Consider the following 13,865-nt stretch of genomic DNA (forward strand, 5'->3'; position numbering starts at 1 on the left):
ACAGGAACAGAGGCGGCACATGACGGACGAGCAGCGGTTCCAGGAGCTGCGCACCCAGGTCGAGCAGTGGGTGCAGGGGCCCGGCGAACGCTGGGCGGAGCGCATCGAGGAGACCGGGCAGGTGCCCGAGGAGCTGTGGTCGGAGCTGAACGGCCTGGGCTTCCTGCGGATGGCGGCTCCCGAGGAGTACGGCGGCCGGGGCCTCGGCTTCGCCCGCTGGATGGAGCTGATGGAGGTCTTCTCCCGCTCGCACGGCTCCATCCGCATGATCGTGCACGTGGTCAACGGCATCTGGCGGTCGATGGACGGCCACGCCGACGACGCGCAGCGCAAGCGCTTCGTGATCCCCTCGGTCACCGGTGAGATCAAGATCGCCTTCACCCTCACCGAGCCGGGCAACGGCACCGGCGCCGACATCACCACGTCGGTGGTGCGCAAGGGCGACACGTACTACCTCTCGGGACGCAAGCACCTGATCACCTTCGGTGTGCGCTGCGACTACTACCTGCTGGCCGCCCGCGTCGAGGGCAGTGCGGGGCACGAGGGCACGGTGGCCCTGCTGGTGCCGCGCGACGCCCCGGGCGTCACGGTCGAGGACACCTCCCGCACCATGGGCGTCACGGGCACCGACCACGCGTCGCTGGTCTTCGACGAGACGCCGGTCCCGGTCGACCACCGGCTGGGGGCCGAGGGCCAGGGCCTGGAGGTCTTCCTCGGCGGCTTCCTGACGCCGTCGCGGATCTCCGTCGCGATGAGCTGCGTCGGACTGGCCCAGCGCGCCCAGCAGCTGGCCGTCGACTACGCCCGCAACCGGGTGACCTTCGGCAAGACGCTGACCCAGCGCCAGGCCATCCAGTTCATGCTCGCCGAGAACGCCGCCGACATCGAGGCGGCCCGGCAGCTCGTCCTGCACGCGGCCCGGCGTTTCGAGGCGGGCGCCGACGACGCGTCCATGCAGTCGTCGATGGCGAAGATGCACGCGGTGACGATGCTGACGAACGTCACCGACAAGGCGCTCCAGGTGCACGGCGGCCTGGGCTACTGGAAGTCGCAGAAGATCGAGCGCGTGTACCGCGACGCGCGGGCCCAGCGCTTCGAGGAGGGCACCAACGAGGTGCAGAAGGCCGTCGTCTTCCGCGAGTTGCTCCAGCGCGCCACGTCCTGGGACGGAGAGGGAACGAACCGATGAACAGCACGCAGCAGCCGACGCCCGCCCGCGAACGGGTCTCGCTGATCACGGGGGCCTCGCGCGGCATCGGCCGTGCCCTGGCCCTCACCCTCGCCGCCCGCGGCGGCACGGTGGTCGTCAACTACAAGAAGAACACCGACCTGGCGCAGAAGACCGTCGCGGAGATCGAGGAGGTGGGCGGTCAGGGGTTCGCCGTGCAGGCGGACGTCGAGACCACCGAGGGCGTCACCGCCCTGTTCGACGAGGTGGCGGAGCGCTGCGGGCGGCTCGACCACTTCGTCTCCAACGCCGCGGCGAGCGCGTTCAAGAACATCGTCGACCTCGGCCCGCACCACCTGGACCGCTCGTACGCGATGAATCTGCGGCCCTTCGTGCTGGGCGCGCAGCAGGCGGTGCGGCTGATGGACAACGGGGGCCGCATCGTCGCACTGTCCTCCTACGGCTCCACCCGCGCCTACCCCACCTACGCGATGCTGGGCGGAATGAAAGCCGCCATCGAGTCCTGGGTGCGGTACATGGCGGTGGAGTTCGCCCCCTACGGCATCAACGTCAACGGGGTCAACGGCGGTCTGATCGACTCCGACTCGCTGGAGTTCTTCTACAACGTCGAGGGCATGCCGCCCATGCAGGGCGTCCTGGACCGCATTCCGGCGCGCCGCCCGGGCAGCGTGCAGGAGATGGCCGACACCGTCGACTTCCTGCTCGGCGAGGGGGCGGGCTACATCACCGGGCAGACGCTCGTGGTGGACGGCGGACTCAGTGTCGTCGCGCCGCCGTTCTTCGCGGACGCCGGGGAGGCCCTGGCGCTGCCGCCGCGGCCGACGCGCGACACCTGAGCCGGACGACGCAGCAACGGGGAGAGGGACGGATTCAGGTGTTGGAGCATGTCTTCAGGCCGCTCGCGATCGGCGGTCTGACGGTGCCGCACCGCATCGTCATGGGTGCCATGCACCTGAACCTGGAGGCTCTCGGCGACGACGGCGCCGCACTGGCCGCGTTCTACGCGGAGCGGGTACGCGGCGGTGCCGGGCTCGTCGTCACCGGCGGCTCGGCGGTGAACCCCGCGGGGTCCGGCGGCCCCGGCTACGGCGTGCTCGACGACGAGCGGCACCGGTCGGCGCTGCGCCGGGCCGTCGACGCCGTGCACGACGCCGGGGGTCTCATCGCCCTCCAGCTCTTCCACGCCGGGCGGTACGCGCCCAGCGGCCCGGACGGCGGGGAGCCGCCGGCGCCGTCCGCCGTGTACAGCCGGTTCTCCCGCACCGTTCCCCGGGCCATGACGCAGGAGGAGGTCGCCGACACCGTCGCCGCCTTCGGCCGGGGGGCACGGGCGGCGTGCGCGCTGGGCTTCGACGCCGTCGAGGTGATGGGCTCGGAGGGCTATCTGATCAACCAGTTCACCGCGCCCCTGACCAATCGGCGCGACGACGCGTGGGGCGGCGACCCGGCCCGGCGCCGCCGCTTCCCCGTCGAGGTGCTGCGGGCCGTGCGGGCCTCGGTGGAGCCGGGCTTCCCGGTGCTGTTCCGGATGTCCGGCGCCGATCTCGTCGAGGACGGCACCCCGTGGCAGGAGACGGCGGCGCTCGCCGTGGAGCTGGCCGGGGCCGGCGCGGACGCGCTCGCGGTGGGCATCGGATGGCATGAGTCACCCGTGCCCACGGTGCAGTCCCAGGTCCCGCCGGGTACCTGGGCCGGGTACGCCCAGCGGATCAAGCGGGCGCTGCGCGCGGCGGGGCACGGGGCGGTGCCGGTGATCGCCTCCAACCGTTTCAACCGGCTCACGCAGGCCGAGGAGGTCCTGGCCGGCGGCGACGTCGACCTGGTGGCCATGGCCCGTCCGTTCCTCGCGGACCCGGCCATCGTCGACAAGTCCCGTACGGGCTCGGACGCCTCGGTCGACCTGTGCATCGCCTGCAACGAGGCGTGCATCGACCGGTCCTTCGGCACCGAGCGGGTGTCCTGCCTGGTCAACCCGCGGGCGGGTCACGAGCGGGACTTCCCGGCCCGGCCGTCCGCCGGACGCCGCGGCAGGTACGCCGTGGTCGGCGCGGGTCTCGCGGGCCTGGAGGCCGCGCGCACCCTGGCGCGGCTCGGACACAAGGTCGAGGTGTACGAGGAGGCCGACGAACCCGGCGGGCAGTTCCGGCTGGCCGCCCGGGTGCCGGGCAAGGCGGACTTCGCCGCCACCGTGCGGCAGCGCGAGGAGGAACTCGACGGCCTGGGGGTGCCCGTGTACCTGGGCCACCGCGTCGGTGCCCGGGACGTGCCCCTCCTGCGCACCATGGACGGGGTGGTGCTCGCCACCGGTGTCCGTCCGCACCGGCCGGGGCTGCCGGGCGCGGACCTGCCGCACGTCCTGGACTACGTTCGGGCGCTGGCCGACCCCGACGCGCTCGGTCCGCGGGTCGTCGTCATCGGCGGCGGCGGGATCGCGGTGGACCTGGCACATCTCCTGGCCGGCGGCTCCCCGGCGCCCACCGCGCAGGAGTTCCTCGCCTCCCGTGCCCTGACCGCGCCGTCCGGGTCGGTCACCGCGCCCGCGCCGGCCCCCGTCCGGCAGGTCACGGTGATGCGGCGCGGCGGCAGGATCGGCACCGGGATCGGCCCGTCCACCCGATGGGTGGTCATGGAGGAGCTGCGGGCGCGCGGCGTGCGCCTGCTGACCGGCGTCACGTACCGGAAGATCACGCCCGCCGGTGTCGTCGTCGAGGCCGAGGGAAGGACGACGCTGGTCGGCGCCGACCACGTCGTCCTCGCCACGGGCCAGGAGAGCCGGCAGGAGGTCGCCGCCGTGCTGCGCGCGGCCGGCGTCCCGTTCGAGATCGCCGGCGGGGCCGCCGACGCCCGTGCGCTGAACGCCGTGCGGGCCACGGCGCAGGGGCTGCGGGCCGCGCACCGCGTGGTGGAACGCGCCGGGGCGCCCGGGACGGGGAAGCAACGGTGGCCGTGACGGGACGGACAGGGGGAGCGCCGAGGACGCCGGCGGCCGCCGGGCGCGGCACGTCGCCGGGCGGGTCAGCCGGCCTCGCCGCGCAGGTAGCCCGGCAGGCTCTGCCGGTTCTTGACGGCCAGTTTGCGGTAGACCCTGGTCAGGTGCTGTTCGACCGTGCTGGGTGTGATGAACAGCTTCTCCGCGATCTCCCGGTTCGTGTACCCCATGACGGCCATGGAGGCGATCCTGCGTTCGGAGTTGGTCAGGGAGGCCACGGCCATGGCCCGTTCCTCGTCCTCCGGCGGCTCCGTCTCGACGCCCGTGTCCGGCAGCAGTTCCCTGCACAGGGGTTCCGCCTGGCACAGATGCGCCACGTGCCAGGCGCGGCGGATGACGACGCGGGCGCGGCGGTGCTTCCCCAGCGCGTGGTAGGCCCGGCCCAGGTCGCCCAGCGTCCGGGCCAGTTCGTACGTCGCGCCGCCCGCTTCCAGGATGTCGGCGGCCTCGGTCAGCAGGCGGGGGCGCTGGCCGAGCGAGCTGAACACGGCCATCAGCCGCAGGGCGAGGGCCCGGCTGACGGTGTCCTCCAGGCCGGGGAGCGAGAGCTGCTCCTTGACCAGGCGTTTGGCCTGGTCACGGTTGCCCTGGAGCAGCCACGCCTCCGACGCGCTGGTCCGCCAGGGCACGATGCCGGGCAGGTCCAGGCCCCACTTGCCCATGAGTTCGCCGCAGGACAGGAAGTCGCCGAGCGCCGCGCGGGTCCGGTTCATGGCCAGGTAGTAGTGCCCGCGCGCGTAGAGGTAGTGCAGCCCGTAGCGGCTCTGGAACATCTCGTCCGGGACGCCCTGGGTGACGAGGGCCGTGGCGCGGTCGAGGTCTCCCATGCGGGTGTGGGCCAGGATCAGGGTGCCGAGCGGGAGGCCGACGGCGGTTCCCCATCCCTGGACGGAGACGTGTTCCAGGGCGCGCTCGCCGTGGGTCACGGCCTCCGCGAGGTCGCCCCCGCGCAGCCGGATCTCGGCGGCCGCGGCGTTCAGGATGCCCTGCCACATCGGGGAGGGGCTGCCGGTGCGGCGCTCGTCCAGGCTCCGGCAGCGGTTGGCGGCCTCGCTGAGCCGGCCGCTGTAGACGAGGGACATCAGCGCGAGGAGCGTGGCCTCCTCGGCCCAGGGGGCGTTGTGGTTGAGGTCGAGCTGGCCCAGGACGTGCGAGGCCCACTCCTGCATCTCGCCGCTGCGTCTGCGCACGAGGCCGCCGGCGAGGGCGCCGATCGACTGGAGCCAGAAGGCGCGGCCGCGGGTGGTGGGTGCGCCCTCGGGGCCGGTGGGCGCGGGTCCGCTCTGCACGCGTCCCGCGAGCGGCGGATAGGCGCAGGCCAGCCACACCTCCATGTCGTGCAGTTCGGCCGGCCGGCCGGACGTGCCGGACGACGCCGCGAGGCCCGCGGACGGCAGGCGGGTGGCCCGTTTGCGCAGCAGGGCCAGAATGTCGACGGCCTCCTGGGTGCGGTGCAGCCACAGCAGTTGCCGGACGAGCAGCATCGCCTCGTAGTGGTCGAGCTGGTCGCTGCGCACGGCCTCGGTGAGTGCGAGCAGGTGGCGCAGTGAGGCCGAGGGGTTGAGCTGCCATTCGACCTGGGCGAGCCGGGCGCGGGCCGTCCAGCGGTCCCGCTCGTCGGTGGCGGCGTCCTGGGCGGAGTTGAGGTACCTCAGGGCGCGTTGCACCCTGCCGTGCAGCAGCGCCTCCGAGGACGCCTCCAGCAGGACGCGCAGGGCCCAGGGTTCCGAGACCCCTCCGGCCTCGGCCAGGTGGTGGGCGGCGTCGCCGACCGCGCCGCCCTGGTGGTACAGCAGCCGTGCGGCCCGCTGGTGCAGCTGGGCGCGGTCCTCGGCCGGCAGGTCGTCCAGGAGGGTGCGCGCGGCCAGTTCGTGCCGGAACCGGCCGTCCTCGAGCAGCCCCGCCTGGGTCATGGTGCGCAACGCCCGTTCGACGGTGCCCGGATCGGTGCCGGCGAGCTCTCCGAGCTGCTCCGGCGTGGCCCCGTCTCCGTACACGGCCATGGCGCGCGCCACGCGCAGGGTGTGGGAGCGGCTGCGGTGCAGGCAGGTGAGGAGGGCGCGTCCGAAGGCCGGCTGGCGCGTGCCGTCGCCGTGCCTCTCGTCGTGGATCAGGGCGTCGAGCAGCAGCGGGTTGCCGCCGCTGCGCCGGGCGAAGGAGTCGCCGAGCTCCCGGCCGCCGGGGATTCCGAGCCGCAGCCCCGCCAGGGTGTGCACGGCCTGCGCGGAGAGCGGTCCGATGCGAGCGGAGGCGACGGAGGACTGGCGCAGCAGTTCGGCGTGGAACGGGGAGTGGGTTCCGTCGGACTCGGCCAGTTCGGTCAGCACCATCAGGATCGGCGCCATGCTCAGTCTGCGGACCAGGAAGAGCAGGCACTGCTGGGAGGCGGCGTCCATGTGGTCGATGTCGTCCACGCACACCACGACGGGCGTGGTGGCGGCCAGTTCCGTGACGGGCCGGAAGAGGTCGTACAGGATCTCGGCCCTGTTGCTCTCCACGGCCTCGTGCATGTTCTCGGCCCGGGTGGTCGCCATCAGCCCGCGCAGCACCGGGGTGATGCGTTGGCGCAGTTCGGCGGGGAGGACCGGGCTGTCGAACAGCTGGCTCAGCGCCCCGAAGGGCAGGTCCCGCTCCTCCGCGGAGCAGACGGCGTTGAGGAGGACGACCTCGCTGGTGTGGGCGAGCTGCACCACCGCGCGCAGGAACTCCGTCTTGCCCGCTCCCACGGTCCCTTCCAGGAGCAGCACCTGCCCCGCGGCGGGCTGTTCCGCGGCCAGCCAGGTCTTCACACGCGCGAGCTGTTCCTCGCGCTCCATCAGGACGGTGCTCCACGGCCCGTATGGAACGGAACCGACCGGAAATGCCCCCGGGGGCAGGTCCCCAGTCATGTCTTCCCTCGCGTCGCACTCGGACCGTCGACATTCCGCGCTGTTTCTGCGGACATCACAGTTGAGGAACTCATACGTCTTCCCTGAGAGGCGTCTCGCTGTTCCAAGTGCCCACGCTAACCCGGCAGATAGCGTTTTCACGGGTGTCGTGTTTCCCATGCACCACCGTTACGCAGGGGAAGCACCACTGCACCCAGCGTCGACATGGGGCCGATTCGGCTCGTCATGAGCCCACCCTTGTGGACATTCCAAGCATTTTCCAGGGGGTGTTTTCGGACCGTGCAGCGCGACGAGAATCGAGAGGGGGGGAGAGAATCCCTGGGGAAACTTCCAGCAATCAACCAATGTTGAAACGATTCATCGCGTCCACGGCGCCTCGACCGTCCCATTCCGGTCGGCTGCTGACGCAATTCTTCCGTGAAGGCGCCTTTGCGACGTCGTCGCCGACGCGCCGACCGCGCCTGGGCCGGACGAGTCCGATGATCGTCCGCGGACGGCGCGAGGCGCTTCACGGTTCCGACGGCAAACGGCCCGGACGGTCGCCGGCGACCGGCGAGACGCTTCCGAGTGGCGCCCAGCCCTCGCCCCTTCCGGCGTCCGGCGAGCGCCCGCGGGAACGATCGCGGTCGGTCCGCGGCACGAATGACCCGGCAGGGACGCGAGCCTTCCTCCGGGATCGCCCACAATTGAGTGATTACGCCCGAATGGCACGTATCCGGGTCATCATGGGGCGGTTCCCCGTTGTCCGCCCTTCCCGGAGCCGCTCATGCGCACTGCCGTTGTCGCCGACCAGGATCCAGCGCCCGCCGGGGGCTCCGGGCCCCCACCTCCCGCGTCCGAGCGGGTGGAGGAGCGACAGCTCGTCTTCGGGGGTTTCGCGTACACCTGCCGGATCGTCCATCAGGACGCCCCGCGGACGGCTCCGCTGCTGCTGCTCGGCGGGTCGTCGCAGAACCGGTACTCCTGGCAGAGCCACGAGAAATGGCTGTCGCCGCTGTGCACGCTGATCACGGTGGATCTTCCCGGTTACGGCAGCTCGGACTTCCTCCCGGCCCACTACGACATCGACTTCCTCGCGGACGCGGTCCAGCACATGCTGACGGAGATCGATGTACCGCAGGTGAATCTGTTCGGCGGCTGCTTCGGCGAGGTGGTGGGACTGCGGTTCGCCCAGCGGCATCCGGAGTCGGTCCGGCGCATCGTCTTCGCGGCCGCGGCGATCCGCCTCCCCGAGCTCTACAGCGAGGCCGTCCCGCGACTGTCGCAGACGCTCGCGCGGGGCGACATCGCGCACGCCGCCGACGGGCTGGTGCGGCTGTTCATGTCCAACCCGGAGGCCGGCAAGGTACGCAGGCACGCGGCCGTGGCGCGGTTGCTCCAGCACCAGTTCATGAACCAGACGCCGGAGGACATCCGGAAGGCGGTCGAGCACAACACACGGCTGGTGACGCACGGCTGTTACCGGCCGCTGCCGGTCCCCGCCGTGCCGTCCCTGGTGTTCACCGGGGAGTACGACACCCTGTGCACCCCGCGCATGGGGCGCGAGCTCGCGGCGACCATGCCCGGGGCTCTGTTCACCACCGTCAAGGAGGCCGACCACCTGGTCACGGTCGAGCGCAGGCAGGAATCCGCGGACCTGATCGCCCGGTTCTGCACCGACCGCCCCGTCGACGACCTGCCGTACTGCACTCCCGTCGAGGTTCCGCGCGCCGGAACCGCACCCGCCCCGGCGTGACGCCGATCGTGCGGAAGGGCCGGATCCCGAAGCGGGTTCCGGCCCTTTCGCACGACCGCGGCAGTGTCAGGACTCCTCGCCGTCGACGAGGACTCTGGTGGCGCAGGAGACCTTCGCACCGCTACCGGAGCACTGCTGCTTCATGTCGTTGACGACGTGAATCGTCCCGTGCTTCTCGCTGGTGATCCGATCCTTGCGCACGTCCTCACAGCGCACATGACCCCTGCCGTCGTCGGTGCACTTGCCGGGACTCTCGACAGCGGCTGCCTGGACGGCGCCGAGGCCGATCAGGGCGGAGCTCCCCAGAACCCCTGCCATCACCGTGATCTTGATCGACTTGAACATCTACCTTTTCCTCAACGCTCGGCACCGCCGCGACCGCGCGGCGGCGCCGTTAGGGATGCCAGAACGGCCAACGAAGCGGGGCAGGCCCGGAGCCCGGATCGCATGCGACCGAACGCCAGGGCCTGCCCCATCACCCGAGGGTGGTCACTCGCCACCGAGGGCGAGGTTGCTGGCGCACTCCACGGCGTTCGTCTCCTTGTTCTCGGCGTTGCCGAGGCCGAGGATGCCCACCGCGAGGTTGATGTCGTCGATGGCGATCAGCGACTGGACCGAGTTGTCCTGCGCGCAGGTGGTGGTCTGGCTGTTGTTGATCTCCACCTCCGGCTCGTCACCGGCGTGGCCGACGCCGGCACCGAGGAAGCTGACGCTGCCGAGCATCGCCACGACAACAGCAGCCTTCTGGAACTTGCGCATTTACTGCTCCATTCTGGATTTGACGCGACCCCGGACGGGCCGGTCGGTGACAGCCGCCAAATGTAGAGCGACCTTTGCGACAATTGATAGCGAAACGCCGAACGGTATTCACATGACAGAAAAAGACCCCGTCACACTGCTGTCGCCATTTCACACAATCAGCCTGGCAATTCGACGGTCGAGCGACACGCGTTTGCGCGTCGCCGCGCAGTCAGGACTTCTCGCGCTCGACGACGAGGGTGCTGCTGCAGGTGAGCTCACCCTTGCCGGAGCAGCTCTGTGACGTCTTGTTGTCGACGCGGACCGTGCCGTCCTGTTCGGTGACGCGGTACTCGCTCACCTGGACGCAGCGAACCTGACCCTTGTCGTTCTTGGTGCAGCTGCCGGGACTCTCGACACCGACGGCCTGGGCGGCGCCGACAGCGATCAGCGCGAGGCTCCCCAGGAGGCCCGCCGCCGCGATCTTCTTCGACTGGAACATCAACCTTTTTCCTTGACGGTCGTGGGGTGGCCGAGGAGGCCGGGCGGGCCCGGGTCCGCGCCACGAGGGCGCGGAACCCGGTGCCCGCCGGGCTCACCTGACAGCGACTGCTCAGCCGAGGTTCGAGGAGCAGGCCACGGCGTTGGTCTCGGTGTTCTCCGCGTTGCCCAGGCCGAGGAGCGCGCCGACACCGGCGTTGACGTCGTCGACCGAGATCAGCGACTGAACCGAGTTGTCCTGGGCGCAGGTCGTCGTCTGCTTGCTGTTGAGCTCGAAGCTCGGGTCGTCACCGGCGTAGCTGACGCCGGCACCAAGGAAGCTGACGCTGCCGAGCATGGCCGCGACGACAGCGGCCTTCTGGAACTTGCGCATTACCTCTCCGTTCTCGTGTGGACGCAGCCCGTTATGGGCCGGTCACTGACAGTTGTTAACGTAAGCGAGCTTCGCGACTTTGGGTAGCTGAAACGCCTATATGCGTAAGTTTCTTGTGAAGGTGCAGGTCAGAGTCGTGTTCGACTGCCTCAAACGGTCGACAGAGACGGCGGGTCGAGGTCACCGTTCGCCCCAAAGACGGATCAACGAGTGATCTCTGGACATTAGCCGTGACCCGGTACACCGCCCTCGCGTTGAGCGGGGAGTGCGGCCGCTCGTCATGCTGCCGCGCTTACCAGACCAGTAAGGAGAACGTGATGTCTCGCATCGCGAAGGCGGCCACCCTGGCTCTCGGCACGGGTGCCGTGGTGTTCAGCGGGGCCGGTATGGCCTCTGCCCACTCCGGCGCCGAGGGTGCGGCGGTTCACTCGCCCGGTGTCGCGTCCGGCAATGTGATCCAGGTTCCGGTCCACGTGCCCGTCAATGTGTGCGGCAACACCGTGAACATCATCGGCTTCCTCAACCCGGCCGCCGGCAATGTCTGCGTGAACGACTGACGTATCACAGGGACTTACGGCTACGGACGTCCGTCGTAGTGCCCCCGAGAGCCCCGGCCGCCTCGCGCGCCGGGGCTCTTGCCGTACTCGAGCGACACCTCGAGCGACACCTTGAGCGACACCCGTTACCGAGCGACAGCGGCGCCACAACAATTCGGCCCCCGGTGGGAAACCGGGGGCCGAATTCGCTGGTCCTTGTTTCAGGCGCGCAGCCCCACATCGCCGTGCACCGGCTTGGCCTCGTTCACGACGGCGGCCGCTTCCTTCGTGGTGCCCAGAACCGAGTCCTCGTCGGAGTCGACGAGCGAGTCCGACTCGTACAGCGGCATGAGCTCGAAGGGGACCGCGGTGCGCAGGCCGGTGTCGAGGCCGGTGGACGCCAGGTCGGTGGAGTCCGCGGCGTACGCGGGGGCGGCGACACCGGCGGCGATCAGGGACCCGGCAAGGACGGCGGCAACCTTCAGGGACTTCATCGTGTTCCTTTCTTCGGCAACGCGGGGCGCCGGAGGGGAATTGTGTCGCCGTGCTCAACGATCCCCGGCCCGGGCGGAAACCGGGAAGTCGAAGATTGCCAAGTCCTCATATGAAATCTATGAACGACTGATGGGGTGAATCCCGCTTCGTACGGGGTTCACGAAGTCGGCAGAAGGAGCGAGGTGAGCGCGGGGAGCGTGGTCGGCGTGGTGGACTGCGACGGCGTCGCGGCGGCGGGTGCGGGCAGGGTGGTGACCTGGGTGTCGGCACCGGTCAGCGCCTGGACGAGGGCGTCGACCCGGGCGAGCAGGTTGCCGACCGGTGACGTGGCCGCGTCGATGGAGGCATCCGCGGACTCGTCCGTCGTCGCGGCGGTGGACTCGTCGGTGGTCTCGGTCGTCGACTCCTCGGCCGTCGACTCCTCGGCGGCCGTCCCGGTCGTCGACTCCTCGGCGGCCGCGGTGTCGTCCTTCGGCAGGAGCATGCCCAGGAGGTTGTCGAGGGCTTCCCTCACGGTTCCGAGCGCGTCGCTCGTGGGGTCGGGGGCGGTCTCGCTCGCCTGCGGCAGGAGCACACCCGTCGCAGGAGCGGTGACGGCCGGAACCGTCGCCTCGGACGAGGACGAGGACGAGGACGAGGACGTGGACGAGGACGTGGTCACCGAGGTCATCATGACCGTGGTCGAGGGGGCGTCGTCCGCCGCCCTGGCCACGGCGGCCCGCGCGGCGTCGCCCAGTTTCATGGCCCGGTCCCGGGGCAGTTGACCGCCGGGCGCCTCGAGCACGGCGTTCACCAGGTCGGCGACCGGGGCGAGTTCGCTGCCGCGTGCGTCGACGTGCCCGATCTGCGTGAGCAGCGCGGCGGACGACGCCGCGCGGGCGCTGTCCGGGGCCGGGTCCGCTGCCATGGCGGCAGGGCCGGTGGTTCCGGCCAGTAGGGCGGCGCACAGTGCGCCGAGTGCGATACGCCGTGCCGGCAGAGCGCGCATGGAGATTCCTTTCGCGGGGTTTCGGATCTTGAACTCACCGTGGGAGCGCCCACGACCTCCCGCAACCGGGCGTACGCCGTTCAGTGCCGGCCTTCACTCTCTTGCACGTTCTGCCTGGTCAGGCGGCGCACCGGGCCGGGCGCCACGCAAACCTGGCTTCACATTTCCAACACACTTGGCACCCTTAGCGGAATTTCGATGCATTTGTCCGTTTGGTGACTAGAGTTGCGAACCTCCGAAGCACCCTCATGGGCGGACGCATCGCACTCGTCCCCGTTGCCTGCCGCCGCCACCCGTTCCGAAAGGCTCCGACGGACATGCGTCAAACCCTGGGTCAGCTGCTTCGCCGTACGACGGTGGGTGCCCTCGTGCTCGCCGCATTGTGGGCACCCTGCGGCCCTGCCGCCGCCGCACCGGCCGCGCCCGCGCCGGAGGCCGAGGGCCTCGCCTTCGGCGAGCGCTACCGGGCGCTCCAGCACGGCAACATCGTGCGCGCGGCCAACTCCTCGGCCACCTGCCGCACCTCGGTGTCCTCCTGCCGCAAGGTGCGCAACGGCGACGCCGACGGTGTGAACGGCGACTTCGACATGGGCTACATCGATGTCGACGACGACCCGAACACGTACAACTCCTCCCGCGCGGAGGTCCGGCTGCCCGCCGGCGCCCGCGTCACGTACGCCCGTCTGTACTGGGGCGGCAATCTCCTCGTGGGCGAGCAGAAGCCGGCCGCCGACAACGAGCGGGTGCTGATCGCCGAACCCGGCGGCGCCTACAAGGAGCTGCTCGCGGACACGGTCGTGGGCCACCGCGTGGCGGACGGCGCGGACGCCTTCCAGGCCTCCGCGGATGTGACGCGGCTGGTGCGGGACAGCGCGCCGGGCCTGTACACGGTGGCGCAGCTCAATGTGGCCTCCGGCAAGTCGGCGGCAGGTGCCTGGGGCGGCTGGACGCTGGTGGTGGCGTACGAGGACCCGGCGGAGCCGCTGCGGCACCTCTCGATCTGGGACGGCTTCACGGCGCTGTCCGGCGGGGGCGCGGAGATGGCGCTGCACGACATGCCGTACGCCGCGAACGCCGACGGGCAGGTGGGACTGGTCGCGTACAACGGCGACCGCGGCACCACCGGCGACTCCCTCACCATGAGCGCGGGCGACGCCTCGGCCACCGCGCTGGGTGACCGGGCCAACCCGCTCGACGACGTGCTGAACTCCACCGTCTCCGGGGGCGCCCCGGCCCGCGTACCGGCGTACGCCAACACCCTCGGCTACGACTCCGACGTGTTCGGCCTCGGCGCGCACCTGACGCGCGCCGGTGACCGGGCCACGGTCCGCCTCACGTCCCAGCGGGACGCCGCGTGGGCGGGTGTGCTGTTCGCCGTCGTCGACGCCCGTCCGTGACCGTGTCGCCGCCCGTCCCCGACCCCTGCCCGAGCG

General features: G+C 70.9%; 13 protein-coding genes. 6 read left to right on the forward strand and 7 right to left on the reverse strand.

All coding sequences use genetic code 11. From position 1 onward, the window contains the following. Positions 1 to 19 precede the first annotated feature (19 nt). Genes ACZ44S_RS36015 through ACZ44S_RS36025 form a run of 3 tightly spaced genes read left to right on the forward strand, consistent with a single transcriptional unit; the run spans position 20 to position 4,139 of the window. Entirely contained in the window at positions 20 to 1,189 is a 1,170-nt protein-coding gene (locus ACZ44S_RS36015) for an acyl-CoA dehydrogenase family protein (protein ID WP_466937038.1), read from the forward strand. Beyond that, on the forward strand, positions 1,186 to 2,025 hold the full coding sequence (gene chcA, locus ACZ44S_RS36020) for a 1-cyclohexenylcarbonyl-CoA reductase (protein WP_466937040.1): 840 nt from the start codon (positions 1,186 to 1,188) through the stop codon (positions 2,023 to 2,025). Before ACZ44S_RS36015 ends, chcA begins: the two co-directional genes overlap by 4 nt. A 38-nt stretch (positions 2,026 to 2,063) precedes the next feature. Next, complete coding sequence (locus ACZ44S_RS36025) at positions 2,064 to 4,139, forward strand: oxidoreductase (RefSeq protein ID WP_466937042.1); 2,076 nt, start codon at positions 2,064 to 2,066, stop codon at positions 4,137 to 4,139. A 65-nt stretch (positions 4,140 to 4,204) separates the two neighbouring features. On the opposite strand, the gene ACZ44S_RS36030 is transcribed toward ACZ44S_RS36025, so the two are convergent. After that, a complete protein-coding gene (locus ACZ44S_RS36030) occupies positions 4,205 to 6,994 on the reverse strand; it encodes a helix-turn-helix transcriptional regulator (protein ID WP_466937044.1) in 2,790 nt (929 codons plus the stop codon). Positions 6,995 to 7,832: 838 nt separating this feature from the next. Here ACZ44S_RS36030 and ACZ44S_RS36035 point away from each other — a divergent pair. Beyond that, positions 7,833 to 8,801 carry an alpha/beta fold hydrolase gene (locus ACZ44S_RS36035; protein ID WP_466937046.1) on the forward strand — a complete coding sequence of 323 codons (969 nt, stop codon included), beginning with the start codon at positions 7,833 to 7,835 and terminating at the stop codon, positions 8,799 to 8,801. A gap of 66 nt (positions 8,802 to 8,867) precedes the next feature. On the opposite strand, the gene ACZ44S_RS36040 is transcribed toward ACZ44S_RS36035, so the two are convergent. The 4 genes from ACZ44S_RS36040 to ACZ44S_RS36055 all read right to left on the reverse strand — a co-directional run bounded on the left by ACZ44S_RS36040 (position 8,868) and on the right by ACZ44S_RS36055 (position 10,413). Continuing rightward, positions 8,868 to 9,146, reverse strand: a complete 279-nt coding sequence (locus ACZ44S_RS36040; RefSeq protein WP_466937048.1) for a hypothetical protein — start codon at positions 9,144 to 9,146, stop codon at positions 8,868 to 8,870. A 144-nt stretch (positions 9,147 to 9,290) separates the two neighbouring features. After that, the gene (locus ACZ44S_RS36045) at positions 9,291 to 9,560 is read right to left on the reverse strand and encodes a hypothetical protein (protein WP_466937050.1); all 270 of its coding nucleotides are present in this window, start codon (positions 9,558 to 9,560) and stop codon (positions 9,291 to 9,293) included. 211 nt (positions 9,561 to 9,771) lie between these two features. Beyond that, complete coding sequence (locus tag ACZ44S_RS36050; RefSeq protein ID WP_466937052.1) at positions 9,772 to 10,041, reverse strand: hypothetical protein; 270 nt, start codon at positions 10,039 to 10,041, stop codon at positions 9,772 to 9,774. A 111-nt stretch (positions 10,042 to 10,152) separates the two neighbouring features. Continuing rightward, the gene (locus ACZ44S_RS36055) at positions 10,153 to 10,413 is read right to left on the reverse strand and encodes a hypothetical protein (protein WP_466937054.1); all 261 of its coding nucleotides are present in this window, start codon (positions 10,411 to 10,413) and stop codon (positions 10,153 to 10,155) included. Positions 10,414 to 10,730: 317 nt separating this feature from the next. Here ACZ44S_RS36055 and ACZ44S_RS36060 point away from each other — a divergent pair, with 317 nt between their 5' ends. Further along, entirely contained in the window at positions 10,731 to 10,970 is a 240-nt protein-coding gene (locus tag ACZ44S_RS36060; protein WP_466937056.1) for a chaplin, read from the forward strand. A 200-nt stretch (positions 10,971 to 11,170) separates the two neighbouring features. Here ACZ44S_RS36060 and ACZ44S_RS36065 read toward each other — a convergent pair whose 3' ends face one another. Next, positions 11,171 to 11,443 (reverse strand): hypothetical protein, encoded by a 273-nt coding sequence (locus ACZ44S_RS36065; RefSeq protein ID WP_466937058.1) that lies wholly within the window; start codon positions 11,441 to 11,443, stop codon positions 11,171 to 11,173. A 158-nt stretch (positions 11,444 to 11,601) separates the two neighbouring features. Further along, the gene (locus ACZ44S_RS36070) at positions 11,602 to 12,432 is read right to left on the reverse strand and encodes a hypothetical protein (protein ID WP_466937060.1); all 831 of its coding nucleotides are present in this window, start codon (positions 12,430 to 12,432) and stop codon (positions 11,602 to 11,604) included. 317 nt (positions 12,433 to 12,749) lie between these two features. Between ACZ44S_RS36070 and ACZ44S_RS36075 the strand changes: the two genes are divergently transcribed. Further along, complete coding sequence (locus ACZ44S_RS36075; protein WP_466937062.1) at positions 12,750 to 13,829, forward strand: DUF3344 domain-containing protein; 1,080 nt, start codon at positions 12,750 to 12,752, stop codon at positions 13,827 to 13,829. The last annotated feature ends 36 nt before the right edge of the window (positions 13,830 to 13,865 follow it).

The organism is Streptomyces malachitofuscus, from assembly GCF_055571035.1.

Coding starts and splice junctions, on each gene's coding strand:
- ACZ44S_RS36015 (WP_466937038.1), top strand. CDS start 20: ATGACGGACGAGCAGCGGTTCCAGGAGCTGCGCACCCAGGTCGAGCAG.
- chcA (WP_466937040.1), top strand. CDS start 1,186: ATGAACAGCACGCAGCAGCCGACGCCCGCCCGCGAACGGGTCTCGCTG.
- ACZ44S_RS36030 (WP_466937044.1), bottom strand. CDS start 6,994: ATGGAGCGCGAGGAACAGCTCGCGCGTGTGAAGACCTGGCTGGCCGCG.
- ACZ44S_RS36035 (WP_466937046.1), top strand. CDS start 7,833: ATGCGCACTGCCGTTGTCGCCGACCAGGATCCAGCGCCCGCCGGGGGC.
- ACZ44S_RS36040 (WP_466937048.1), bottom strand. CDS start 9,146: ATGTTCAAGTCGATCAAGATCACGGTGATGGCAGGGGTTCTGGGGAGC.
- ACZ44S_RS36045 (WP_466937050.1), bottom strand. CDS start 9,560: ATGCGCAAGTTCCAGAAGGCTGCTGTTGTCGTGGCGATGCTCGGCAGC.
- ACZ44S_RS36050 (WP_466937052.1), bottom strand. CDS start 10,041: ATGTTCCAGTCGAAGAAGATCGCGGCGGCGGGCCTCCTGGGGAGCCTC.
- ACZ44S_RS36055 (WP_466937054.1), bottom strand. CDS start 10,413: ATGCGCAAGTTCCAGAAGGCCGCTGTCGTCGCGGCCATGCTCGGCAGC.
- ACZ44S_RS36060 (WP_466937056.1), top strand. CDS start 10,731: ATGTCTCGCATCGCGAAGGCGGCCACCCTGGCTCTCGGCACGGGTGCC.
- ACZ44S_RS36065 (WP_466937058.1), bottom strand. CDS start 11,443: ATGAAGTCCCTGAAGGTTGCCGCCGTCCTTGCCGGGTCCCTGATCGCC.
- ACZ44S_RS36070 (WP_466937060.1), bottom strand. CDS start 12,432: ATGCGCGCTCTGCCGGCACGGCGTATCGCACTCGGCGCACTGTGCGCC.
- ACZ44S_RS36075 (WP_466937062.1), top strand. CDS start 12,750: ATGCGTCAAACCCTGGGTCAGCTGCTTCGCCGTACGACGGTGGGTGCC.